Here is a 24,379-nt window from a genome sequence, read left to right as displayed (position 1 = left end):
ATTGGTAATGATAATTATGTTGAATAATCAGTCTATTGCTAATGACTAATGACTCATAACTACACTACTTCTTTAAGATTAAAGGCAGCTTCTGAGAGTTGTTGAGTACCGATTTTAACTTGAGTAATGCCGCTGACTGTTTGAGAGGCGGATTCCTTCATAGAAGTCATGGCATCACCTACTTGCTGAATCGCGATTGCCTGTTGTTTAACATTAAATGAAATTTGCTGGTTGCTAGCAAACACCAGATTGCAAGCTTCCCTCACGCCCGTAAAAGCTTCTGCCGTATCTTGTGCTGTTTTCACCCCTTCTGCAACCGTTTTGCGACTATCTTCAGTGGCTTTCACCGTTGAGTTGATCGCGCCCTTAATTTCTGGAACAATACCATTAATCTTTTGTGCAGCTTGTTGGCTTTCATCTGCTAACTTACGAATTTCGCTTGCTACCACCGCAAAACCTTTACCGTACTCACCGGCTCTGACTGCTTCAACAGCAGCGTTGAGAGCCAGCATATTAGTTTGGCTGGCTAAATCGCTAACCAAACTTGCGAGAGTCGATATATTGCCAATCTGACTCGTGCTGTCGTCGAGTCGATGATTTTGCTTAGAAATTGCCACCACAGCTTCTCTAAGATTCAGCATTTGATTAAGAGTTTTATCTACCTTTTTAGCACCTTCTTCAGCTAGATTTAAAGCTTGGCGAGCGGCAATGGCAACAGACTCAGCTTGCTCGGCTGTTTGCTGAGAAGATTGGCCCAAATTTTCTAGAGTTATAGTTGTTTGATTAACAGAAACAAATTGCCTATCTGCTATTTGTTCTTGCCTGTTCATATTAGATTCTATTTCCATGGAAAATAACGAGATCTGGTAAATCATCCCCCGAATGAGAGCAACAATCTTTTGCATAAAAAACCATCCAAATCCCAGCACCACAGCCAGGGAAATAACAGTAATCAACGCTGCTAGTTTTTGAAAAAAGTCGATGGAAGAAAATAGCAACTTTTTGGGTGAAGTATCCACAATTACTAAAAATTTATTTGGATTTTGTTTGCTGGGGAAAACTGTATTATAGCTAATCACTAGATCCCTATTATCAATATTTCCCTGGTTACCTGAGAGTATTTTAGCAATAATGTCTCCTGAATAATCATTTTTGACATTTTCCTTAGTTTTTAGTTCAAATCCCCATGCTTTTTTAGGATTGGGATGAGCCAGATAATACCCATCTTGATTTAAGATAAAAGATTGGTCTGATAGTTCAGGATTGAAATTTTCAACCATATCGAGCAGAGTGCTACCCAGAGCATTCGTAATGAGAAAGCCTTGTCTTTCTCCTTTGGTATCAAAAATTGGAGTTGCGTAGCGAATTGTTGGCTTGTAAGGAATTTCTATTTTCCCCCTTTCCTTATTCAGGTTTAAGGAAGACACATATACTTCTCCTGGTTTTAGCTTCATAGTTGCCGAGAAGTAATCTGTGTCTGCTTTATTTTGTAGTTGAGAATCGGGAACAACTTTAATATTTGTGCCGTCAGAGTCTACGCGCACGATCTCCTTACCGCTGTTATCTATATAACGCAGTTGCATATAATATGGCTTGGCTTCCATCAGGGATAAAAATGTGAGTTGCATTCGATAAACCCAATCTTTATAAGTTGAATTAGTTTGTCTGTCTACTCCCTTTCCTTCTCTAGCTCTAATCATTCCTTGGACTGGGGGAGTTTTACGGAGAAACAAAATATCCGTTCTCAGATTTTCAAATTTGTTAATCATTTGATTGGCGGTGGAATTAACACTATCACTAAGGGTTATTAATGCTAAATTTTGTAGTGCTGCTGTTGAAGAAGAAATTCCATACCAACCAACAATAGATACTGGAATCAAGGTACTTAAAATTAGGAGAAGGAGCAGGCGATGCTGCATTTTTTGGAAAAATTTGTTCATCATTTGTTACGGTGAATTGGTTACTGGTAACTTGTACGATCGCATAGTCGTAAGTATAGGGAATTAGGAAATTGTACGCTTGCGTAGCCGGGAGCATCTCATATTTGTAAAAACACTTCTTCTGGCTCCTTCCTTCTTCCTTCTTCCTTCAGGCTCCTGGCTCCTGGTTGCTGGCTCCAAATTATAGCTGGGCTGCTTTCATTGAGATGCTCCCGCGTAGCCGAAGTATAGGGAATTGGGAATTGGTAGTAAAGAAAAAATAACAACTCCCAAATAATAACTCACAACTCACAACTATACTGCTGATTTGAGATTACGTTCTAATTTGCACATAAACAAGTTATTACTCCGGTTAATATGGCTGGAATTTGTAGGGAGGTCAATCGCCAAAGCAATTGATTTAATTTTTAAGGATATATATATGTGGCATTTTTGGGGAACTACTCATAATTCATCTATCTCCTACAAAATTGCTTTCAAATCTAAGGCTGCTTCATTCAATTTTTGAGTACCGACTTTAGTCTGGCTGATACCGCAAGCGGTTTGGGCTGCGGCTTGATTGAGAGAGTTCATAGCTTGTACTACCTGTTCGATCGCGATCGATTGCTGTTTGGCATTCAGCGAAATTTGCTGAGAACTCAAAACCACATTATTAATGGCATTGGCAACTCCTGCAAATGCCGCGGCGGTTTCTGAGGCAATATTTACGCCCGATTCCACTGTTTTAGTTCCTTCGTCTGTCACCATTACTGTTGAGTTGATCGCCTTTTGAATATCAGCAACTAATAGATTAATTTGCACTCCTGACTTTTTACTGCGATCGGCAAGTTTGCGAATTTCTGACGCCACCACGCCAAACCCCTTGCCATGTTCTCCCGCCCGCACTGCTTCAACAGCAGCATTGAGTGCTAACATATTAGTTTGATTGGCCAAATCGCTAACTAAAGTTGAGATATTACCAATGTGATCTGTTTGTTCGCTCAACTCTATAATTTGTCCTTGGATATCCTGAACTTTAGTTTTCAGAGTTGCCATTGCTTCTAAAGTTTGTTTTACAGCTTTTGTGCCACCTCCAGCTAAATTCAAGGCTTGCATTGCTTGAACCACGGCGGTTTCGATCTGCTGTGATGTCGCCCTAGAAGATGCTCCCAATTCGTCCATTGTAGTAGTAGTTTGATTTACTGAAGCTGCCTGCTGACTTGCCATCCGTTCCTGTTCTTCCACGGTGGCTGCAATCTCAGTGGAAGAAGTGGCGATCGAGCTAATTGCCCGATCGATAGTTTGGGCAATTCCTGACGAAATCAGCCAAGCTAGCCCCGCACCAAACAGCACTAACAGCACCGAACCAACCAGCAGCGTAGATACCAAAAAGCTTAAAGCTTCCTTCGTCATTTTCGTTTTTTGCTTAACTATATTTAATTCTGTTTCCCGAAATTCCCCGTTCACTTTTAAAAATTCATTCAGAAAATTTGTGTACTTGCCTGTATTAAATACAGCGAGAGCTTTCGCAGTCTGATTTTCCTGCAATAAGCGAACAATTTCTTCGTTACAACCATCATAATATTGATTTACTAGCTGTCGCATCCTTTGCAAACGGATTCTCTGTTCGGGATCTTTAACCGTCTGCTGTACATTATTCGCAGACTGGCGAGCCAACTCTGCACCTGCTTGAAAATCCTTTAAAAACTGCTGATTTTTATTATTAATTAAATACCCGCGCAGTCCCCGTACCATTTGCTCTGCACCTAGGGATATATTAGTTGTTTCTCCGACTACCTGATCTACCCTTTCCGTTTCTTGAAAAGTTTTAAACACCTGATTTGTAGTAGCAATAACTACTACGGGAAACCCTAAGTATATAAGTGCTGGCGCTAGATATCCGAGCAGCATCTTGTTTCTAATGTTTAAGTTTTTTATTTTAGCAAACATATTTTTCTCCTTAATTTAAACAAGTGCCTACACGAATTAGATTCCTTTGTCAAATATCGCTTGAAAAGCGGATTTGGTATAACTAACTTCTTTAGTCCTAGAGGCATTTCAAGATAATTCTCTCATGCTAAGTCCCGCTCGTTACCAGTTCTGATCTCTGCATTGGATCGGGATTGCGAAGGAAATGAAGTATCAAGCCAGATGCTTCACTGGACTCATGACAGATATGCTTTGCCTAAGTCCTGTTCTGGATTCAAACCTCTTCATCAACAACTACTCCTCCTTTTGTCAGCAGTTTTTGCAAGTGCAGAATAGCCATCATTTTTTCCCCGTAAATAGCTGTCCCCCTTAGATATTCGCGGTTGGCAGAATGCAGTGCTGCCGGAACAGCCGCAATTTCCGACACATTTAAGTATATAATATCTAATATTTCTTCAACAACTATACCAGCGACTAAATCCGCCACTTCAACAACGATCGCCTTAGAGAGATAATTTGCAGTCTCCGACATATTTACAGACATATTTAAAACACTGCGAATATCAATTAGCGTCACAATTTCTCCCCGTAAATTTATATTTCCCACTATGCGATCGGGAGTGCAAGGAACCGGAGTTACTTGGTTAATCTCAGTAAATTCGCGGACTCGATCTAAATGAATACCAAAGTATTCATTATTCAAAACAAACACCGCTAGGGGCATATTAATTGCAGCATCATTTTCCCCCTCGCTTCGCCGCCTCAAATGATTAGCGCGCGATTGAAAAATTGCTTTTTCTTCCGGGGTAGCCTGCGGGCAAAAAACGTGACGATTGCTCAAACTTTTAGGATTTTTACCTAACAATTTTGCACTTATTTGCCCCTGTAAATTTTCCGTCTCTGCCTCACCGGCTGCTGCTTCACTACCTGCATTGTTTGGAGAAACAGGCCAGCTTTCCTCTGACTTTTCGGGAGAATATCGAATTAAGTGATCGAGATTCAGCAGCATGATAATATCGGCTTCGCAGCGGGCCAATCCAGCTACAAAATGATGAGAGGCTTCTGAATTCTCTCGCCCGTAAGATAGCTGCGGAGTGATGGCATCTTCTGAGAGTTCCTTAACTTCGCGAACTTGATTGACAATTATACCGACTTTCGATTCTTGCCACTCTATGACGATCGTACTATCTGTCACAGCATACTCTTGCCAAACGTATCCAAAACGAAGATTCAGATCCATCACCGGCAGAATTTCGCCCCGAAGGTCGATCGCCCCAACAATATCTTGAGGTGCTTCTGCAATTGCTGTCAACTCCGGCAGAAAGAAAATTTCCCGAACGAAGCAGGCTTCTATACCGCAGAGAAAACCGTTCTGTTCAAAGATAAGATACGGTTTAGTTTCCATATTTTAGTGTACAGTTTCTTTACTGTATAATCTTAACAATTTTTTTTTAACATTCATCAGCACTTGACTAGCTGTCATTTTTCCCTGTGAATCAATGGGAGTGTTGGGCGGTAGTCCTTCCAGGATTTCACAAGATGAATTGTACATTTTAATAGCTCTTTTTACTTGACCTTCTTTATTGTATATATTTCCTAGTTCTATATAAGATGAAACAAAAGATGGACACATATAAATAGTCCTCTTTAATAATTTTTTTGCTATTTCCAATTGCCCCTGTTCTTCAGCAATTTGAGCTTGTAAATAATCAGTATATACTGATCCAGGCTCTACTTTTCTAGCTCGATTACAGTATTCTATTGCCTGAGAATAATTGCCGGCATTTGCCTGAATTTGAGCGATCAAAAAATAAGCTTCAAAATTATGCCCCTGCAAGTTTATTGCCTCTTGTGCCTTATTGATTGCCTGATCATAATCTTGATTTTTAAATAATTTTTTAGCCTCTAAAATTAGCATTTGAGGCGTTTGATTTTGAGTATTTTCTACTATTATTTTTTCTGTAACTGACACGGCATTGTTCGGCAAGGCGCCCTCCAGATAGCGAGAGGGCAGCATATTCCCCAGCGGATTACTTATTTTTAATACCGGAGGCATCTCTATCTCTGGAAAATTGCTGTTAGTAGTAAAACGAGGTGGCATAGTTTCCCCTGTTAGCAACTCACTACTATCATCGCCCATAGTATCTGGTTTCGGGAATTCCCGAAATGCCGAGTTGGCTTCTTCTAGCGTCGCAACCCTAGACTCTATTTGACAGCCTTCCTTCGGTACTGCATCCCGACGCTGATACACTACCGACTCCGGGAAAATCTTGGGTTCAAACTCGTTCATAATTTGACCGTAAACTTCAGCGTGACCGGTCATTAAATATCCTTCAGGTCTCAGGGTCTTGGAAAATTTTTTCAGTACCAGTGAAATATACTTATGTTCAAAATACACAAAAACGTTTCTACACAAAATTAAGTCTATGTTATAAAGATTTTGGTAAATATTAGGAAAGTCATCTGTGATTAAATTTACACAACTAAAGTTGACACTTTCGCGCAATTCTAGATTAATTTCCCAATCATTTTGCCTCTGATGAAAATACTGCTTCTGTATTTGCGGTTCAACCAAGCGAAACGACCAATGACTGTAAACTCCCTGGGGCGCTTTTTTGATTACTTTTTCATTGATGTCTGTACCTAAAATTAATATTTTCCATTGCTCCCAATCGGGAATCAACTGTTTTAAAACAATAGCTAAAGAATAAGGTTCTTCACCAGTGGAACAGCCCGCACTCCAGATTCGCAGCGTCGGCTGCATTCCCAAGGTCTTGTGCAAGTTTCTTTTCTGATTTATCAATTCAGGAAAAATCACTCTGTTTAACAGAGCGAACTGTCCTTTGTCTCGCATAAAATAACTTTCAGTTGTTGTTAATAGCAATACTAATTTTGCCCATTCATTTTTACTTTCAAAAGTTTTGACGGTTAAAAGTTTATAATATTTTTCGGGTTCTGCAATTTGTTTTTCTCTCATCCGAATCATGATTTTATGAGACAAACCAGCTCGATCTTGGGATCTAATTCGCACTCCAATCTCAGTAGTAATTAAGTTAATAAATAGCTGAACTATGGAATCATTCATGTCAACTCTGTTAGATTCATTGAATAATTTGGGAAGTGGGAACTTTTAGTGAGCTGGTGCTGAGTTTGTGCTGAGCATAGCTGCTAGCCTGCGGCTCGTCCGTTCGCGAAGCCGAAGGGAGCCGAAGAAGGGAAGTGCGTAGCTGAACTATTAAGAATTGGGGAACTTGTAAGCTCGTGTAGTCGAAGTATTGGTAATGGGAAATTGGGGAATTGGAAATTAGAAATTGATAATTTAGCCGATCGCCTGAACAAGAACAGTGTCACACCACATCATATCAGAAAATTGCCAGCTACTTAAAGGAAAAAGGCAAAAAGTAAAAGACAGAAGCCAGGAAAAAATTATCCCTTCTGTCTTCCACCTTCTGCCTTCAAAGACACCAATCTCCAACTTTAAGCTGGATATATCCGCAGGCGGCGATTGGGTTCTTCCCCAAAACTATGGGATTTCAGGTGATAGTGTTCCACAAGTTCGTGCTGCATTTTGCGGACGTTGGGAGAACGGGGCAGGAGTTCCACCGGCTGTCCCTTCGGAATGACAATTTGCTCGACTGCTAAGCGCGTTTCTTCGAGAGCTTCGAGCTCATCAGAAGAACCGCTGCGGGCGAATAAGGCGAGGTCTGCCACTTCCGGGGTACCTGGGTCATCCATGTCCAACAGGCGCCGCAAAGCTCTCGCTACGTGGGGAATAGTGCCGGCCTTAATTGTGTGCAGGGGAACTTGGCGAGTTTTGGCCAAGTGCCTCAATTTCGACTGGTTCCGAACGTTCGATCGCAAAGCCAAAACCACGTCAGCACTTTCAATATCCTTCGTCAGCAGCACCGGCAGGTTCAGCGTCGAAATCACCTGTTCGAGCTGGTGGCGAGCTATGCCGTAAGGATAAACGTGGAGGGGCAAATCTTCGCCGTTAGGGCCGACATTCTGGGAATAACGTCCCCGGTGCTGCGGTACTGGTTCCACGGACAGAGATTCTTCGAGGAGTTGCTCGAAATACCGAGTCTCAGGAGCCACCGGCGCGCTGTTAGCTGCTGCGAATTTTTCGCCTTGAGGGGGCATCGGCACCATTTTGCCGGCACTCCGCCACCCAGAAATCGGTGTGACTGGCCGCATTGCTGATACCGCAGCGGGGCCGCCCGAAGCTGGCATCCCTGGGAACCGCGCGGGGGGAGATACTGATTCGCGCTCGATAATTACTTCTCCACTGTCGCTGACGCTTCTGATTTGCTGGTTCGGTTCGCGTCCCCGCAGCAAACTGTCGATCGAATCTGACACTCGCTCGTGGATTACCCAGCGCTGGCGTTCGAGCATTTCGACGGCAATTTCAAAAGTAGGCGGTGATTTGCGCTCCAAAACTGTCTTTTGAGAACCGCGTCGCCTTGCTTCGTCATCTCCTAGCGTCACCGCTTGGATTCCCCCAATTAAGTCTGCCAGAGTCGGGTTTTTCATCAAGTTTTCGATGCGGTTCCCGTGGGCGGTACCGACCAATTGCACCCCCCTTTCCGCGATCGTCCGAGCCGCCAAAGCTTCGAGCTCCGTGCCGATTTCGTCAATCACGATCACTTCGGGCATATGGTTTTCCACTGCTTCGATCATGACTTGGTGCTGGAGTTCGGGACGGGAAACTTGCATTCTGCGAGCTCTGCCGATCGCTGGGTGGGGAATATCTCCATCTCCGGCGATTTCGTTGGAGGTGTCGATGATTACCACTCGTTTTTCCAAGTCATCGGCAAGCACGCGGGCAATTTCTCGCAGGGCCGTGGTTTTGCCAACACCGGGGCGGCCGAGCATCAAAATTGACTGACCGGTTTCCACTAAATCGCGGATAATGCCGATCGTCCCGAACACAGCGCGGCCCACCCTCAATGTCAAGCCGATAATCTCGCCGCTGCGGTTGCGAAGGGCGCTAATTCGGTGCAGGGTTTGCTCGATACCGGCTCGATTGTCGCCGCCGAAGTGGCCGACTCGCTCGATGCAATAGCTGAGGTCTGCCTTGGAAATCGGTGTTTGGGAAAGATGTTCGGCCAAGGATGGAAAACGAGCTTCTGGTCGGCGGCCCAAATCCATGACAATCTCAATGAGATTGTTGCGCTGCGGGTGCTGCTCTAGGGGCTGCCGGATCTCGTCTGGCACGATTTCTAATAATCTGTTGAGGTCGTCTGTAATCTGCATTCGCCTCGGTGTGTTCGGTGACAGTTTTCAGTTGACAGTTGACAGTTGACCGCTTGACAGTTTTCAGTTTTCAGTTTTCAGTTTTCAGTTGACCGCTTGACAGTTGTCTGTTCATTGATTACGCATCGGTGCGTGGAAACCCGGTTTCTACGAGTTTTGCGTCGAAAAACGAGAAATATACTAAGAAACCGGGTTTCTGAGGGCGCAAGTGCGATCGCGAACTACAGTTGTTAGTTATCAGTTTTCAGTTTTTTTTTTGATTAACAACTGTCAACTAACAACTGACAACTATCAACTAACAACTGACAACTGACAACTGTCAACTGTCAACTGTCAACTGACTTTTGAGCTGGGAAACTAGAGAACGAGCTAAACTCACGGCCTCCGAGAGAAGTTCTGGGACGGCTTCGAGCTGAGGTAGCCGAGATGTTTGAACTCCGGCTGCTGGCCGCGCGAGTGCCACCGGAACGGCATAAGCTCGATCGGTCTGCATTGTTTCTAACTGTTCTAAAATTGGCGATAGCAAAACCCTGGCATAGCTGCCGTAAGCTACACCTGCTATGTATGAGACAGGGGGAACTGACAAATTTTTCCCGCCATCCAAAAGCAGTCCGCCGGCTCTGAGTTTGCTGACAGTGTGAGCATTAGTGCCGCCTGCAAGTTGCACGTATCCCGGCAACTGGGCAGCCAAAACTTTTTGACCGAGTTTGACTGCGGCTCTAGTAGTTCCTGTTCCGATATCTCCGCTCATCGGCCTACCGTCGGTTTGCCAAATTAGGGGACAAGGAAGGGGGGAAATTATTTGATAGAGTGTCCGCAAATAATCAATCAAACCGTCTCCATCGGGGCAACTAATTGCTATTACCTTGAGTTGACCGACCCAGGGAGCTATGCTCGACCAAAGTCGCGCAAAATCTGCCTCTCTGCCTACTTGTGTGTGGATTTCTAGGGCATCCGCACCGGATTGCAAGATTAAAGGTGCGATCGCGGCGGGAGCAGACACGTAAGAACGAGTATAAATTAGTTGGCTCGGACAAATCGGCAGACAGCGACCGCAGCCATAGCATTGCTGGTCTATCACCCCGGAAAAACCACTGCCAGCACTCTGAAAAACTATTGCTTCGGCTGGACATATTTTTTCGCACGGCCGCCAGCAGTCCACGGGACAATCGGCTGGGTTGAATTCGGCTTTGCGAAAATGCGGGTCTTCCCCATCGTTTAAACTCACCATCAGCAACGGCAACCCTTTGCCGCCAAACCTGCGGTTTTGAGTTCTTGCCTGTATTTCGCTGGCAACTTGTAGGGCTTCTTTCGCTGCGGCGACGGCGGCGGGATCTGCCGCGACATCGATACAGTCAGCGCCTGCTAAGGTGTAAGCCAAGGTGAGATTCCGTACAGCAGGCAGATGTTGAAAGCTCGCCCCACAGATCAGCTTGAACCAATGGCCATCTTTTAATGAGTTTAGGGGATGATAATGTTCTGTCACCCTTATATGCTAATCCTTTGAGCTGAAAATTACTATGTGGAAATTTCTACTTAATTTTAAAATTTAGGCGGGTACAAGCTGGAAACGCTACTGATAGCAGTAACTGTTGCGCTGTTGGCTCTATATGTAGAGTTCTGCCTTAATTTTTTTTCCTAAATTTGATTTTTTGGACAGCGAATGCTGAGGGGGGATTTGGAGATGGGGCGATCGGCTTTAGTTACAGACAGACTCTCTATTGTATCATAGTTGGGTGGATTTGGCAAAGAAAAAGTAGGCTAGAGATTTTTTTTGAAGTGACCGTGCAGTGGCAGTTGCCCTAAAGTTCGATCGAGCTTTGAAACCCATCGACCAACCGCAGATGAACATTATCCTCCCTGACTTGAAGCTAAATTCATCTGGGTTAATCAGCGATTCAACGAGCTATACTACTTACTCAGCCGCTTGTAAACCGTAGCCAAAGCATGGCTATCCCCCACATTTCCCGGAAACAAAACAACTGGTAAATTGGGAAACAGAGGATGATTAGCCTCGGTTTTCACCACAGAACAACCTGCGATAATTTGACCGATTTGCCTGACACTTTTTAGCGACAAACCTGTACTCAAGACATCATTAGAAGTAATGCCGCCCTTGCTAATCAAAAACCCGATATCTGTGGGCAGTCCCCGCACGATATCCATCAATAAAGCAGAAACCGCCTCTCCAAATTTTAATCGGACTTCGGTATTTTCAAATTCGAGTTCCTTGCGGCTGGTATAAATTACAGGCGTTTTGCCATCGGCATGAGCAGTGCTGGCTTTTTCTAGAATTTCATCGAGCATTTGGGTGCGATACTCTGGTGAATCTTCTAGCAAGTGAGATACATCTATTTCAATGCTAACTATATTGGGTTCTTTTAACAAGCGCTCCAATTGTTCAGTAGTTTTCTTAACGTGGGAACCAACTATTACTGCACCGGGTTTGCCATCCCTCACATATTTTGCCATTTCGTCGGCTGCTACTGGCTGCGGGCCGAGGTTAGCTAAGGATGTTAAAATACTCGCCGCGCTACGGAATAAAAACTTTTTGCCTTGACTGGCTGCCGCGAGAATGTGTTTGGCAAATGTGTCTAAATCGCCTTGGCTTTCGCCGTCAACAACTGCACATTGGTTGTCTTTCATCTCCATCAGTCGATCTAAACTTCCGTAGCGAATGTCTGCGAGTAAAATGCGATCGACTGCATCAGCGGGGATGCGACCTTTGGTTTTTTCTTCTACATAGTCTGGCAGGTAACTGTGACTGTAGCCGAAGACTGAATCTTTGGCAAATTCGGTTTGGTGTACTGGTATTTCGACGCTGTTAACTATTAGGTAGTGTACGCTGTTGCGGGTAATTCTCCCTCCTTCAAAAAAGGCGGGAATTAGAAAATGGGCGTCGAAGGGGCCAAGTTCTTCGGCGATCGCGTCGGTTTCGATGGGATAGTGACCGCGCAGGGTAGAATCGGAACGGCTAACTATTAGGAAGTCTTCGATTTTTTCGCTGGCGATCGCCCTTTTTAGATTTTGGCACACTTCGCGGGTGACGGAGGCTGCTTTTTCGGGAGTTAGCGATCGAGTATTTGTCAGTATGAAGAAAATCGGGCACTTGTCACGCAGCCCCAAACGCAGGGTGTCTTCGTCCCAACGTGTCAGCAGCAAGCAACTGTGCACGGTTTGAGAACCAGTCGGATCGTCGTCGAGAACTATAATCTTGGGTTTGGCAGAAGACATACTGATATCAAATCCGTTAGCATCGGAATAGTAAATTCGAGTTCACTGTTGACTGTTCACTGTTCACTGTTCACGGCGTCAACAGTCAACCGTCAACAGTCAACATCATTCCGGTGTAACCGGAAATGATATGACCTGGTTGTTAACGTCACCTTTCCAAGATATCCTTACCTGTTACGTAACAGGAAAAAATTTACAATAGTTATGATATTTTTTTTACAATTCTCATAACTTATAATTTGGAGAATATGTTTGAGTTACATCCGTTAAGTAAGCTGCATATTGCTACGGGGGAAGAGGCGCACGCAGCCGTGTTCGCTACTAAGTTTTGCCATTTTTAAAATTAGCAGCGTTTCGATCTTGCAACTTTTTCATTTCTGCTTGAACTTCCACGGCTACCTGCAAAGCTTCGTTGAGCAATCGTCCTTGTTCGCTGGCTCGATCGCTAATTTGCAGGGCATTCAAAGTTCTCAAATTATTGGCAAACAATTCGGAGTTAGTATCGACAAATTTTTTGTTTTCTCTGAGAATTCTTTCGGTTTTCAAAGCTCGAACTAAATCGTCTCTGATTAGCTGCAAGGCTTCAATAACTTTTGCTCGATCGCCGATTTTGACTTCCGCATTTCCAGCATCTTCTATCTGATCATTAATGGCGATCGCTTCGATTATACCATTATAGCGATCGACATCATCAAAAAGATTGATTAAATCTTTGTTTTGCCGACTGCATCGAATTTTCCACGCATCCTCAAGGATTAAACCGACTATCGCAACCAAGTGGAGGGCGAACCACAACAAATAAGCTCTAGGAAATATCGCAACCAGCAGCCAACAACTGATGAGAACCAAAACAATTAAACCGACAGTTTTCAAAGCTTCGCGGGCAAACTTAGTCGCTGTCGGCGGCCGATATACGCGATCGGGCCCGGCGCCGGTGAGGTGCTTGAGCTCACCGAGAGTAATTTCTAATCCCTGAATGTCAGCTCGCATAAATCTTTACAAATATTTGTTAATTATAAAGTTTTGTAGTAGAACAAGAGGCTCGTCTACAATAAACCTAACACTTTTTTCACCCAAAACTGCACTATGTCCGCACGTCCTATATACCTCGACAACCACGCCACAACCCCCGTAGATCAACGGGTACTTGATGCGATGCTGCCGTATTTCACCGAACAATTCGGCAACGCAGCCAGTATCAATCACGTCTACGGCTGGGAAGCAGAAGCAGCGGTAAAACAGTCACGACAAATCATAGCAGAAGCGATCAACGCCTCCCCAGAAGAAATTGTTTTTACCAGCGGTGCAAGCGAAGCAAATAACTTAGCGATCAAAGGCATCGCCGAGGCTTATTTCAGTAAAGGAAAGCACATTATCACAGTAAAAACCGAACACAATGCAATTCTTGACCCCTGTACCTATTTACAAAAATTGGGGTTTGACATTACTGTTTTACCCGTGAAAAGCGACGGGCTGATTGATATAGGCGATTTGATCAAAGCGATTCGGGCCGAGACAATTTTAGTTTCAGTGATGACGGCTAACAACGAAATTGGCGTTATCCAGCCGATCGCAGAAATTGCTGCAATTTGTCGCGGAAATGACATTATTTTTCACACAGATGCGGCACAGGCGATCGGCAAAATTCCCCTCGACGTAGAGGAGATGAATATCGATCTAATGTCCTTGACAGCCCACAAAATCTACGGGCCAAAAGGGATCGGTGCTCTCTACGTCCGCCGCAACAAACCGAGAGTGCAGCTAGCGCCGCAAATGCACGGAGGAGGGCACGAACGGGGAATGCGATCTGGAACTCTCTACCCACCGCAAATAGTTGGGTTTGCCAAAGCAGTAGAATTGGCAATTGCAGAAATGCCGTCGGAAACAGAACGAGTGGTTAATTTGCGACAGCGTTTGTGGGAAAATTTGAGTGAATTGGGCGATGTTTTTCTCAACGGTCACGCTACGAAGAGATTGCCGGGGAATCTCAATATTAGTGTAGGTGGCGTTGACGGTCAAGCATTGATGTTGGGTTTGCAACCGGCGGCGGCAGTTTCTTCGGGATCTGCTTGCACTTCTGCGAAAATATCTCCATCTCATGTTTTAGCAGCGATCGGGCGATCGGACAAATTAGCTTATGCTTCAATTCGGTTTGGCATTGGCCGATTCAATACCGAAGCAGAAATAGATGCAGTCGCCGAACACGCGATCGCAACTATTCAATCTCTCCGACAAGCTCAAAAAGTCAATCAATTTTAGATTTTAGATTTTAGATTTTAGATGGGAGAATTGAAGATTAGGAAGTAGTTTTGAGTTTTTAGTTTTAAATGATTTAACTTAAAACTCAAAACTTTTCCTCTTTTTGTCATCGAGTATAATTTGGATCAACCCCTTATTTAGAACCAAACACCTCGCGCACCCGATAAATCGGTTTTCCCTGCGACTCGTGATAAGTCCGCATCATCACTTCCGCCAGCAAACCAAAACAAAATAACTGCACGCCAGTTAACAGTAAAACCACAGCCAAAATCAGCAAAGGACGATTGCCAATACTTTGACCAAAAGCAAATTTTAAGACTGTCAAATAAACCCCTAAAACCGTTCCCAACGTCATAGAACTCAGTCCCAAAAGTCCAAAAACGTGCATCGGTCGAGTCAGGAACTTTTTCATAAAAGAAATAGTTAACAAATCCATCAACACCCGAAAAGTCCGCCAAATTCCGTACTTACTTTGACCGAAACGGCGGGCGTGATGTCGCACCGGCAGTTCTGCAATTCTCGCCCCTTCAATAAATGCCAACGCTGGCAAAAAGCGGTGCAATTCCCCGTAGAGATTCAAGTCTGCTACCAACTCGGATTTATAAGCCTTCAAAGAACAGCCGTAGTCGTGCAAAGTTACGCCTGTAACGCGACCAATTAACCAGTTCGCAATTTTAGAAGGAATCAACCGGCTAATAGTATTGTCTTGCCTATTTTTGCGCCAGCCGCTAACTAAATCGTAGCCTTCATCTAACTTTGCCAACAATAGCGGAATATCAGCAGGGTCATTTTGCAAATCGCCGTCTAGGGTAACAATAGCACGGCCGCGAGCGCGATCGAAACCTGCAGACATGGCAGCAGTTTGCCCGTAATTGCGGCGCAAAATTACAGCACAAAGGTCATCGCGAGTGCTGGCTAACTGCTGGAGAAGTTCAGCAGAACCGTCCTTAGAACCGTCATCTACACAAATAATTTGATAGCTGAGTCCAGATGGTTGGATAGAAGAGGCGATCGCCTCAATCAAATGAGGCAAACTTTCCACCTCATTATACACCGGCACCACCACTGAAACGTCGAGAACAACCTCAGAGCCAGCCTGCTGTGCAGCCAATTTTTCCAAAAATAATGCAGCGTCCATTTTTTTATTCGATAATATTAACAGTCAACAGTCAACAGTCAACCGTCAACCACTAATTAGGTTGATAACTTGCCACAACTTTACCATATCCCCGCAATTGCTGGTAATAAGCTTGACTGACTCGATCGCCATCATCCGACAAAACATCGATACCGATACCGTTGCGACCTTGTGCTTGTCCCGAACTATGAATGTAGCGATTATCTCCGATATACAATCCTACATGAGTTGCTTTTTCTGGCGTACCAAAAAATACTAAATCCCCCGGTTCTAAAGCACTAATACTAACAGGTTTAGTAAAAGCTTCCTGCTGATAAGCATCCCTCGGCAACCAGATGCCCGCAGCCACAAACGCCGCCTGCATCAAGCCCGAACAATCATAATTTGGCCCCACTGTGCCGCCCCAAAGATAATAATTGGATTGGTGCATAGCCTCGCGAGCAAAAGTAATTGCAATGGGCAATTTTTCCCTAACTTCCACCTCAGAAAGCACCAGAGGATGATACACTGTTTCTGCCAAATCGAGCAACTCAACATCTCGAATATCCAGCCATCCCGGATAATCATCTTCGCACAGCCGCACCATCACAGCCGTTGTATCCCCCTGAACAACCGAGTCTATGCCATTTCTCCCTCCCTTCATAAGGGGGGGATCAACTACTCGCAAATGTCGCCCCAGCGCTGCTTGAGTTGCCAATCGATCGCACTTTGGGGAATCGTAAATATTTATGTGCGATCGGGCCCGGTACTCCACAACATCAGATAATTGATAATTGGCCATTGCTAATTGCTCATTGTTTGCTGTTAATTGTTCGCATTTATTGTACGCATTTAACGATAGATTGCCATTAGCTGCTAGCCGTTAACCGTTAACCGTCAGCCATTAACCATGACATTTTTTCACAAAGACGAACAATTAGAAAACCTCGGCAGTAGCATTATAGACTCCGCATTGTCAGAATTTACAGGATTAAGTGGCGATCGTACAGCCATTACCTGGATAGTCTACGATCCGCCGGTGCGAGTCAATACAGGCGGCGCCCTGAGTCCAGAAGAATTTTGGAAATATCAACCGCGAGGTTTTAGCGCTAGAGCTTCCGAACGAATTTATCCCGCCAGCATCGTCAAATTATTCTACCTCGTTGCCATCTGGGAATGGGCGCAAAAAGGCATGATTCAAACATCGCCAGAATTAGAACGCGCCGTCCGAGATATGATAGTTGATTCCAGCAACGACGCCACCAGTTTAGTAGTAGACGCGCTCACCGGCACCACCAGCGGCCCAGAATTATCACCAGGCCCCTTTGAAACTTGGAAACAGCAGCGAAACCTCGTCAACCGTTACTTTCAATCATTGGATTGGCCAGAATTAGAAAATATTAACGTCAATCAGAAAACCTGGTGTGACGGCCCCTACGGTCGCGAGCGAGCAGTTCTGGGAGAATTAATGGAAAATAGAAATATGCTGACCACAAATGCAGCGGCGCGTTTGCTGCACACTATAATCGGCGGCGTAGCTGTTTCTGCCCAAGCATCGCAAGAAATGATGGGTTTAATGAAACGCAGTTTAGACCCAGCAGAATTAGAGGCAGATCCCGAAAATCAAGTTACAGGTTTTTTAGGCGGCGGATTGCCAGAATCAGCAAAATTGTGGTCAAAAGCGGGGCTGACAACTCAAGTTCGTCACGATGCTGCTTATATTGAAATATCGGGCTTGCGGCCGTATTTGTTGGTTGTATTTACAGAAGGGAAAGAGAATAGCAAGAATGAAGAGATTTTGCCTTTTATCTCGCGGCAATTTGTCGAAGCGATGAAAGCACTTAATTAGACTAGGCAGGAGTTACACAAAAATTGCTTCGCTTTTGCAACGAGGAATAATTATGGAAGCGGAATATGAAAGCCATCATTAGCCCATACTTTGAAGCTCAGGGACCTTTGCAAATGCTCTATAGAGGTCATTTTGTGAGCCATTACGACGTTGCACAAAGAGGGCAACAAATCCATTTGGGTTTAATCGAGGCAGAATGTTCTATAGAGGTTGCGTCATTACCAGAATGTGGCGAATCCAATTTGCATGAATTGATCTTGTCTGTCCATGATGGCAAGTATATTGACTATCTCCAAGGTGCTTGGGCGAAGTGGTCAAAAATGCCGAGTTCTAGTGCTGAAATATTTCCTAATATCTCTCCAAACCGACATATCACCCGATTTAATCAACACCCCGTTGCTCTAGCCGGTTGGTATATCGGTGATGCAGCAGCACCAATTGGAGAAAATACGTGGCGCAACGCCCTAGGAAGTGTGTCTACGGTGATTGAAGCAGCAGCTCGATTAAAAAGTGGAGAATTAGCTGTATATGCTTTATGTAGACCCAGTGGTCATCACGCTTGCCAAGATATGGCAATGGGAATGTGCTTTTTGAACAATGTGGCGATCGCGGCTCAAGCTCTGCGTAAGCAATTTAGCCGCGTTGCTATTCTCGATATAGATATGCATCATGGTAACGGCGCACAACAGATTTTCTATCACCGTGATGATGTGTTGACAGTCTCAATTCACGGCGATCCAAGTAACTTTTATCCTTTCTATTCAGGCTTTGCACAAGAAACCGGCTTTGAACAAGGCGAAGGTTCTAATGTGAACTTGCCATTGCCGGCTGGGACGAATGAGATTGCTTACCTAGAAGCCCTCAATACCGCTGGAAATAAAGTATTGGAGTTTGGCGCAGAAGCCTTGATCGTGGCGACTGGCTTTGATACGTTTAAAAGCGATCCACTGGGTTGTTTTGAGCTTGAGTCCTGTTCTTACTATGCGATCGGAAGAATGATTCGATCTCTCAAACTACCCACCTTATTCGCGCAGGAAGGGGGATATTTTGTGCCAGCGTTGCGAGAAAACGTTCGACAAATGGTGGTAGGATTTGAAAGTATTTGACTTGCTCAAGTCATTCCAGGCTTAGATGCTATAGAGTCGTTCTTATGCAATTCGGCACACCCAGATCGCAAAAGAGGATATTTATATTATCCCAGATAATTAATAATGACGCTAATGATTAAATAGAACGGAGAGGGAGGGATTTGAACCCTCGAAGGATGTTAACACCCTTAACAGATTAGCAATCTGCCGCTTTCGACCACTCAGCCACCTCTCCAGGATGACAGTAACTAACTATAGCACACACATCTTCTTCTTGCCAACCCCTAATTGAAAAATTCCTCAATCCCTTACTCTGTATACTTTCCGCCGGAGGCAAAAGGCAGATTTTCCCTAATATCCGCCTCTGGCCCAACTCCAGACTCGAAACCTACTCCCCAAAGCCCCTAGCCTTCAAGTGCTTTTCCCAACTAAAATTGGAACTCAAAAAGAACCTCTTAGTATACAAATACCCCAAGCGGTACAGGTGAGCCTTGCGATCGCCATCGAGATTAAAGTCCGTCGTCGTCACCCCAGCTTCAGTCACATCAATATTAATCACCCTGCCCTTATCCATTTCTCGCTGGTGATAGCGGTCTCTTGCTTTCATCATCGTTCTGAACATCGCCGCCAGCATGGACAGCGGAGTATCAATATTAACTTTAGTCTCAATTCCGGTATCGACTAATCGAAACCCAAAGGTAAACCAGCGTGGCATAGCGGGAGTCGAACCGACGGATTGTTTGTCATAAATCCACAGGGGGAAATTGCTCAAAATTCCGCCATCTACAATTAAGTCATCGCCGAGTTTTCCCGGTTCAAAAAATAGGGGAATACTCATCGACAACCGAACGGCTTCAGCAACGCTAAAATGTTCAGCACTTTGGAGTCGCAACTGCTCGTACAAAGGATCGGAATCCGTTGATTCGCGTCGGTGTAAGTCGTCGGGCAGCACCAACATTTCACCGCGAGATAGGTTGGATATTACTACTTTTAATTCCCGGTCTTTTACGATTTGTTTGACATCGGCAAAAGTGTGCAATTTACCTCGACCAAGCATTGTTTCCAGCCACTGCCGGAACGGCTGCGCCGAATATTCTCCCATCTGACGGCTAACTGTTAGGAAAAGCAGCGTCCAAGCAGGAGATTGCAAGTCGTCGGCGGGGTCGCCGTTTAAAATTAGAGGACTATTTTTTTGAGTTAAAAATATGCTGTAATCGAGCTGTCCTAAAATTTCCTCTAAATCATCTATTGACAAGTCGGTTGCCAATACAGCGGCAGTAATTGCACCTGCCGAAGTGCCGGCCAATTTTCGCCACTGGATTCCCAAATCGCTACAGCATCTGAGTGCTCCTAAAAACGCAACTCCGCGCACGCCGCCGCCTTCAAAAACGCCGTCGGCATAGATTTCACCGTTTTCGTCTGGAGGCGGAAATTTGCTGAGAATTGTTTGTTTCTCGGTTGCGGTGATTCTGACACCGGGTTCTTGCAAAATTTGCTGCGGATACCACTTGCTCATGGGAAATACCTCGGATAAATTTTGGGTTTTAGATTTGAGATTTATATCTATTGTTCTTGATTTTTGTCGGCATCCATTGCCTCTTTGACATATTGTTGAACTTGCGATCGCACTTGTTCGTAAGCCACCGACGCGCACCAAGGCCGGAGAGATAAAATAGTTGTATCGGGAGTAATCTCGGCCACCAAACAAGTCGGGGGCGGATTCTCCAACACCAGCGGGTGAGAGTGGGCAATTTCTAATAACTCAGCTACAGTTGGACGGATCGGCCGATCGCCAATATCAATCTTCAAGTCTACTCGCCTCGTTCCCATTGCCGTTGTATTTTTCAATGTACCGTTAAACAACTGATTGTTCGGGACAATAATTTTTATGAGATCGTCTGTCACCACGGTTGTTGAAAAAATCCCGATGCTGTCCACCACTCCCTTAACATCGCCAGCTTCGATCCCATCTCCGACTTCAAAGGGCCGCAAACTAATCAACATTACCCCAGCAGCAAAGTGCGACAAAGTATTTTGCCACGCTAAACCGATCGCCAAACCCGCTGCACCCACCACCGCCACCACACTGGTAGTTTGAATTCCCAACTGACTCAAAGCGGCGACTACTCCCACTACCAAAATCGTAATTTCAGCAGCTTGAACTAAGAATTTCCGCAGCGTGGCTTCGGTGCGACTCAGTGCTCGGCGAGTCACGCGCCCGGCAAAGTCGATCGCAAATCGCGTAATTAACAAAATGCCGATCGCCCACAGCAGTTGAGGTACAATTTTAAACCCCAATTCCACGAATCTTTTCGAGAATTCTTGGGCTACTTCCAAGGCTTGTGTTCTTTCTGCATTTAGCTGGGAATAAAAAGTTTGGGCTATTGGTAAAAACGTCTGAATAACTGTCATATCAATTGGGAATTGGGAATGGAAAATTGAAAATTGCAGTCTCAGTCTTATCGCTTATTCCGAGAGTCCGACAGGGGTTGAAAACCCCTGTCTCATAGCGGAAGTCCTCTAAAAGAGGACTAAAGTCGATAATTTTATCCTTCAAACTCTTGAGTCGGTTTAAACCGACTTTTGCTATGAGGCAGGGGTTTAAACCCCTGCCGGACTATTGTTAATAGTGTACTGCTACGCGGGGCAATCGGTGTTTAAAACCGCAGAGAATCTCCCAGGAAATAGTTCCTAAAGTCGCGGCCCAATCGTCAGCACTAATTTGATTTTCCCCATCTTTACCCAACAGAGTCACCACTTCACCAACTTCTAAATCGGGAATATCGGTTACATCCAGCATTAATTGATCCATCGTCACGGCTCCCACTTGCTGCACGAATTGACCCCTAACTAAAACCTGCATTTTATTAGAAAGATTGCGGGGAATACCATCTGCATAGCCGATACCAATTACGGCAATCAGTGTCGGGCGCCCAGCTATAAATTGATAGCCGTAACTGACTCCGGTTCCTGCTTCAATTGTTTTCACCTGCGTTACTCTAGCTTTTACCTGCATTGCGGGCTTTAAATTGGATCTCGACTCCAAGTGAGGCGCTGGATAAAGACCGTAAGTAGCTAAACCTACTCGCACTAAATCGTAGTGCAAAGCCGGGTCAGCGAGGGCTGCTGCAGAGTTTGCCAAGTGGAGGCGAGGGGGGTTAATTCCTGCTATTTTAATTTGCTCGATCGCCCGTTGAAACCGCTGATGCTGCTCTCTCATAACTGCGGGGTCTGGACTATCTGCTGTCGCCAAGTGAGAGTAAATGCTGGCTAATTTTAAATTTGGCAACCGCTTGACTAATTGTACAAATTCTGTTGCTTCCTGCCAGGGCGTACCCAAGCGAGACATTCCCGTATCTAACTTAGCGTGAACTGGCAAAGATTGGTTAAGATCGGCGAGAACTTCCGAAAAAATTAGGGCTTGTTTGGCAGTACAAATAGTGGGCTGCAAGTGCCATTGGGCGATCGCCTTTACCTGTGCCGCTGTATGGGTTGCACCCAACAGCAAAATCGGCGCTTCTATCCCAGCTTCTCGCAATTCTATTCCTTCGGGAATTGTCGCCACTCCCAGCCAACTAGCACCTGCTTGCAATGCTGTTTGACTGACTGCAACAGCACCGTGCCCGTAAGCATCAGCTTTCACAACTGCCATCAGTTCTGTGTGGGGAGATAAGAGCGTTTTAAGCTGTTTTACATTGTGAGTTAAAGCTGCTAAATCGATTTCTACCCAAGCCCGCTGGCAAAGTCCCCCGTCACCGTCCCACAGCAACGTCTGGCGGGATTGTTTTGTCGGTGATTCTGCGGCTGTTTGTTCCCAACTCAACATTGTCGATCGCTCCTACTTGCTTACACCATTAAAAACTGCTCTCAAAACTGCTCGGATATTTTACCCTAAGTTTGATTATAATAAGATTTTTCCTTTAATCAAAGTTATACAAGTTTAAAAAAAGAATGCAACTGTAGGCAAGCTGCAAACCCATATTGCATCAGTCATTCCCAATCTCAAATCTCAAATCTCAAATCTCAAATGGTATTAACTGGTGTATCATAGCACCAAAAATACCCGGTAAAAACTATGGACGGACTGGCTTACCTACATTTAGCTGAAACTTGGGAAGCGGCTGCGGGTCAAACTCGATCGACAAACTCAAAAATGCACCTGAATTTAGCCTCGACTCGTTTACTTTTCTTTACGATCGCTCTCACAATTTTCAATTTAGTCAATCCCGCACTCGCCATCAAAAAAGGTGATTCAGGCCCGGAAGTAGCCCAACTTCAGAAAACTCTACAAAACGCAGGCTATTTTCGCCGCCAGCCCACAGGATTTTACGGTTCTCTCACCCTGGCTGCAGTGAAAAAGTTTCAAGCAGACAACAATCTGAAAGTTGACGGAATTGTCGGCCCTAAAACCTTGTCAGCGCTCAAAGGTACGCCGGAAGATGCGAGTATTGAAGCTGCGGAAAAAATCGCGCCAAATGTTGATCGATCTTCGCCATCTCCTACCGCCACAGAAAACACAAACGAACTCGAAGAGGAAACTCAAACTCAGGCCCAAGAACCTCTATTTCAAGAACCATCTTTGCCACCTTTTAAAACAGAAAATTCCGAGGATCAAGAAAGTGAATCACCACCCACAAGGCTAGTAAATCCTCCCGACAACACTCAAGGAAAAATGACCTTGAAAAAAACAATTTATGGTAACATCTCGCCCAAATCAATAGTTTATTCGGGAGATGGCTTGTTTTTTGCTCAAAACATGATGTACCGCCACACAATCACAGTTTATGACAGGAACTTTAATTTAGTCAAGACTATTCCCGATACAGTAAACTTGTCGAAGTTCGGCTTTTCTAAATTCAAAGGCAATTATAAAGGTTCTCCCGTAGAAGCGGCTTTTTCAACCGATGGCAAATATGCCTACGTCTCCAACTACAAAATGTACGGATCGGGGTTTAGCAATCCGGGAACCGACAGGTGCTCTCCAGCGGCAAAACACGACCAAAGTTTTCTGTACCGCATCAATACCCAAACTTTGAAAATAGAAAAGGTAATTCCTGTAGGTGCAGTTCCGAAATTCAATGCTGTGTCGCCTGACAATCGCTTCGCGCTCGCTAGCAATTGGTGTAGTTGGGATTTGAGCGTTGTTGATACCAATAAAAATCTCGAAGTCGAGCGGGTGAAACTGGGTGCATATCCTCGGGGTATTGTTGTTACTCCCGACTCAAAAAATGCCTATGTTGCCATCATGGGTTCTTCCAATATTGCGAAAGTCAATCTCATAGACTTTTCGGTAGAATGGCTGAGAAATATTGGCAATGCGCCGCGTCACTTGACGATAGATCCCAACGGAAAGTATCTTTATGCCACTCTAAATGGTGAAGGAAATGTGGCAAAAATTGACCTAAAAACTGGTAAAGTTGTGGACAAAGTTAGGACGGGAAAAGCACCTCGCAGCATGACAATTTCCGATCAGGGAAAACTGCTTTATGTGGTCAACTATTTCTCGAATACTGTTAGCAAAGTTAGGACGAGCGATATGAAAGTGCTGCAAACAGTGAAGGTTAATTCAAGTCCGATCGGGATTACTTACGATTCGGAAACAAATCAGGTTTGGGTAGCTTGCTATTCGGGCAGTATTATGGTGTTTCAAGATTAATTTAGCTGCTTCGTAGTTAGGGCTTCAGTCCTGACTACAAACAAGAGCGATTAAATGTTATTGTGGGGCGTTGCT

Annotated in this window: 17 protein-coding genes and 1 tRNA gene; 4 read left to right on the top strand and 14 right to left on the bottom strand. The window is 44.7% G+C overall.

What is annotated here, in order from left to right; all coding sequences use genetic code 11:
- Nucleotides 1–59 precede the first annotated feature (59 nt).
- The 8 genes from QUB44_RS20565 to QUB44_RS20530 all read right to left on the bottom strand — a co-directional run bounded on the left by QUB44_RS20565 (nt 60) and on the right by QUB44_RS20530 (nt 13,325).
- Entirely contained in the window at nt 60–1,769 is a 1,710-nt protein-coding gene (locus QUB44_RS20565) for a methyl-accepting chemotaxis protein (RefSeq protein WP_333370304.1), read from the bottom strand.
- A 633-nt stretch (nt 1,770–2,402) separates the two neighbouring features.
- Nucleotides 2,403–3,869: a methyl-accepting chemotaxis protein gene (locus tag QUB44_RS20560; RefSeq protein ID WP_333370302.1), complete on the bottom strand. Its 1,467-nt coding sequence runs from the start codon at nt 3,867–3,869 to the stop codon at nt 2,403–2,405.
- A gap of 253 nt (nt 3,870–4,122) precedes the next feature.
- Entirely contained in the window at nt 4,123–5,253 is a 1,131-nt protein-coding gene (locus QUB44_RS20555) for a chemotaxis protein CheW (RefSeq protein ID WP_333370300.1), read from the bottom strand.
- Between the two features lie 3 nt (nt 5,254–5,256).
- Entirely contained in the window at nt 5,257–6,933 is a 1,677-nt protein-coding gene (locus QUB44_RS20550; RefSeq protein WP_333370298.1) for a CheR family methyltransferase, read from the bottom strand.
- Nucleotides 6,934–7,325: 392 nt separating this feature from the next.
- Nucleotides 7,326–9,101 (bottom strand): R3H domain-containing nucleic acid-binding protein, encoded by a 1,776-nt coding sequence (locus tag QUB44_RS20545; RefSeq protein ID WP_333370296.1) that lies wholly within the window; start codon nt 9,099–9,101, stop codon nt 7,326–7,328.
- A 319-nt stretch (nt 9,102–9,420) separates the two neighbouring features.
- A complete protein-coding gene (ldpA, locus tag QUB44_RS20540) occupies nt 9,421–10,587 on the bottom strand; it encodes a circadian clock protein LdpA (RefSeq protein WP_333370294.1) in 1,167 nt (388 codons plus the stop codon).
- 425 nt (nt 10,588–11,012) lie between these two features.
- A complete protein-coding gene (locus QUB44_RS20535) occupies nt 11,013–12,335 on the bottom strand; it encodes a four-carbon acid sugar kinase family protein (RefSeq protein ID WP_333370292.1) in 1,323 nt (440 codons plus the stop codon).
- Nucleotides 12,336–12,656: 321 nt separating this feature from the next.
- On the bottom strand, nt 12,657–13,325 hold the full coding sequence (locus QUB44_RS20530) for a hypothetical protein (protein WP_333370290.1): 669 nt from the start codon (nt 13,323–13,325) through the stop codon (nt 12,657–12,659).
- Nucleotides 13,326–13,421: 96 nt separating this feature from the next.
- Here QUB44_RS20530 and QUB44_RS20525 point away from each other — a divergent pair, with 96 nt between their 5' ends.
- On the top strand, nt 13,422–14,594 hold the full coding sequence (locus QUB44_RS20525; protein WP_333370288.1) for an IscS subfamily cysteine desulfurase: 1,173 nt from the start codon (nt 13,422–13,424) through the stop codon (nt 14,592–14,594).
- A gap of 133 nt (nt 14,595–14,727) precedes the next feature.
- Here QUB44_RS20525 and QUB44_RS20520 read toward each other — a convergent pair whose 3' ends face one another.
- Nucleotides 14,728–15,732, bottom strand: a complete 1,005-nt coding sequence (locus QUB44_RS20520) for a glycosyltransferase family 2 protein (protein WP_333370286.1) — start codon at nt 15,730–15,732, stop codon at nt 14,728–14,730.
- Nucleotides 15,733–15,784: 52 nt separating this feature from the next.
- The gene (locus tag QUB44_RS20515; protein ID WP_333370283.1) at nt 15,785–16,513 is read right to left on the bottom strand and encodes a C40 family peptidase; all 729 of its coding nucleotides are present in this window, start codon (nt 16,511–16,513) and stop codon (nt 15,785–15,787) included.
- A 108-nt stretch (nt 16,514–16,621) separates the two neighbouring features.
- Here QUB44_RS20515 and QUB44_RS20510 point away from each other — a divergent pair, with 108 nt between their 5' ends.
- On the top strand, nt 16,622–17,560 hold the full coding sequence (locus QUB44_RS20510; protein WP_333370280.1) for a serine hydrolase: 939 nt from the start codon (nt 16,622–16,624) through the stop codon (nt 17,558–17,560).
- Nucleotides 17,561–17,625: 65 nt separating this feature from the next.
- Entirely contained in the window at nt 17,626–18,666 is a 1,041-nt protein-coding gene (locus QUB44_RS20505; RefSeq protein ID WP_333370279.1) for a histone deacetylase family protein, read from the top strand.
- Nucleotides 18,667–18,794: 128 nt separating this feature from the next.
- Here the strand turns inward: QUB44_RS20505 and QUB44_RS20500 are convergent.
- The 4 genes from QUB44_RS20500 to alr form a co-directional block, all read right to left on the bottom strand.
- A tRNA-Ser gene (locus QUB44_RS20500) sits at nt 18,795–18,883 on the bottom strand.
- Between the two features lie 153 nt (nt 18,884–19,036).
- Nucleotides 19,037–20,164 carry a patatin-like phospholipase family protein gene (locus QUB44_RS20495; protein WP_333370277.1) on the bottom strand — a complete coding sequence of 376 codons (1,128 nt, stop codon included), beginning with the start codon at nt 20,162–20,164 and terminating at the stop codon, nt 19,037–19,039.
- Nucleotides 20,165–20,211: 47 nt separating this feature from the next.
- Nucleotides 20,212–21,060 carry a mechanosensitive ion channel family protein gene (locus QUB44_RS20490; RefSeq protein ID WP_333370275.1) on the bottom strand — a complete coding sequence of 283 codons (849 nt, stop codon included), beginning with the start codon at nt 21,058–21,060 and terminating at the stop codon, nt 20,212–20,214.
- Between the two features lie 211 nt (nt 21,061–21,271).
- Nucleotides 21,272–22,474 carry an alanine racemase gene (gene alr / locus QUB44_RS20485; RefSeq protein WP_333370273.1) on the bottom strand — a complete coding sequence of 401 codons (1,203 nt, stop codon included), beginning with the start codon at nt 22,472–22,474 and terminating at the stop codon, nt 21,272–21,274.
- Between the two features lie 249 nt (nt 22,475–22,723).
- Between alr and QUB44_RS20480 the strand changes: the two genes are divergently transcribed.
- Nucleotides 22,724–24,304 (top strand): peptidoglycan-binding protein, encoded by a 1,581-nt coding sequence (locus tag QUB44_RS20480; RefSeq protein ID WP_333370271.1) that lies wholly within the window; start codon nt 22,724–22,726, stop codon nt 24,302–24,304.
- The last annotated feature ends 75 nt before the right edge of the window (nt 24,305–24,379 follow it).

Source organism: Microcoleus sp. AT3-D2 (assembly GCF_036705715.1).
In the GTDB taxonomy this organism is placed as follows: Bacteria; Cyanobacteriota; Cyanobacteriia; order Cyanobacteriales; family Microcoleaceae; genus Microcoleus.
This window is presented reverse-complemented; position numbering and strand designations above follow the sequence as displayed.

Bases quoted from the DNA above. Each gene is read 5' to 3' on its own strand.
- QUB44_RS20565 (WP_333370304.1), bottom strand. From the start codon at position 1,769: ATGATTAACAAATTTGAAAATCTGAGAACGGATATTTTGTTTCTCCGT.
- QUB44_RS20560 (WP_333370302.1), bottom strand. From the start codon at position 3,869: ATGTTTGCTAAAATAAAAAACTTAAACATTAGAAACAAGATGCTGCTC.
- QUB44_RS20555 (WP_333370300.1), bottom strand. From the start codon at position 5,253: ATGGAAACTAAACCGTATCTTATCTTTGAACAGAACGGTTTTCTCTGC.
- QUB44_RS20550 (WP_333370298.1), bottom strand. From the start codon at position 6,933: ATGAATGATTCCATAGTTCAGCTATTTATTAACTTAATTACTACTGAG.
- QUB44_RS20545 (WP_333370296.1), bottom strand. From the start codon at position 9,101: ATGCAGATTACAGACGACCTCAACAGATTATTAGAAATCGTGCCAGAC.
- QUB44_RS20535 (WP_333370292.1), bottom strand. From the start codon at position 12,335: ATGTCTTCTGCCAAACCCAAGATTATAGTTCTCGACGACGATCCGACT.
- QUB44_RS20530 (WP_333370290.1), bottom strand. From the start codon at position 13,325: ATGCGAGCTGACATTCAGGGATTAGAAATTACTCTCGGTGAGCTCAAG.
- QUB44_RS20525 (WP_333370288.1), top strand. From the start codon at position 13,422: ATGTCCGCACGTCCTATATACCTCGACAACCACGCCACAACCCCCGTA.
- QUB44_RS20520 (WP_333370286.1), bottom strand. From the start codon at position 15,732: ATGGACGCTGCATTATTTTTGGAAAAATTGGCTGCACAGCAGGCTGGC.
- QUB44_RS20515 (WP_333370283.1), bottom strand. From the start codon at position 16,513: ATGGCCAATTATCAATTATCTGATGTTGTGGAGTACCGGGCCCGATCG.
- QUB44_RS20510 (WP_333370280.1), top strand. From the start codon at position 16,622: ATGACATTTTTTCACAAAGACGAACAATTAGAAAACCTCGGCAGTAGC.
- QUB44_RS20505 (WP_333370279.1), top strand. From the start codon at position 17,626: ATGAAAGCCATCATTAGCCCATACTTTGAAGCTCAGGGACCTTTGCAA.
- QUB44_RS20495 (WP_333370277.1), bottom strand. From the start codon at position 20,164: ATGAGCAAGTGGTATCCGCAGCAAATTTTGCAAGAACCCGGTGTCAGA.
- QUB44_RS20490 (WP_333370275.1), bottom strand. From the start codon at position 21,060: ATGACAGTTATTCAGACGTTTTTACCAATAGCCCAAACTTTTTATTCC.
- alr (WP_333370273.1), bottom strand. From the start codon at position 22,474: ATGTTGAGTTGGGAACAAACAGCCGCAGAATCACCGACAAAACAATCC.
- QUB44_RS20480 (WP_333370271.1), top strand. From the start codon at position 22,724: ATGGACGGACTGGCTTACCTACATTTAGCTGAAACTTGGGAAGCGGCT.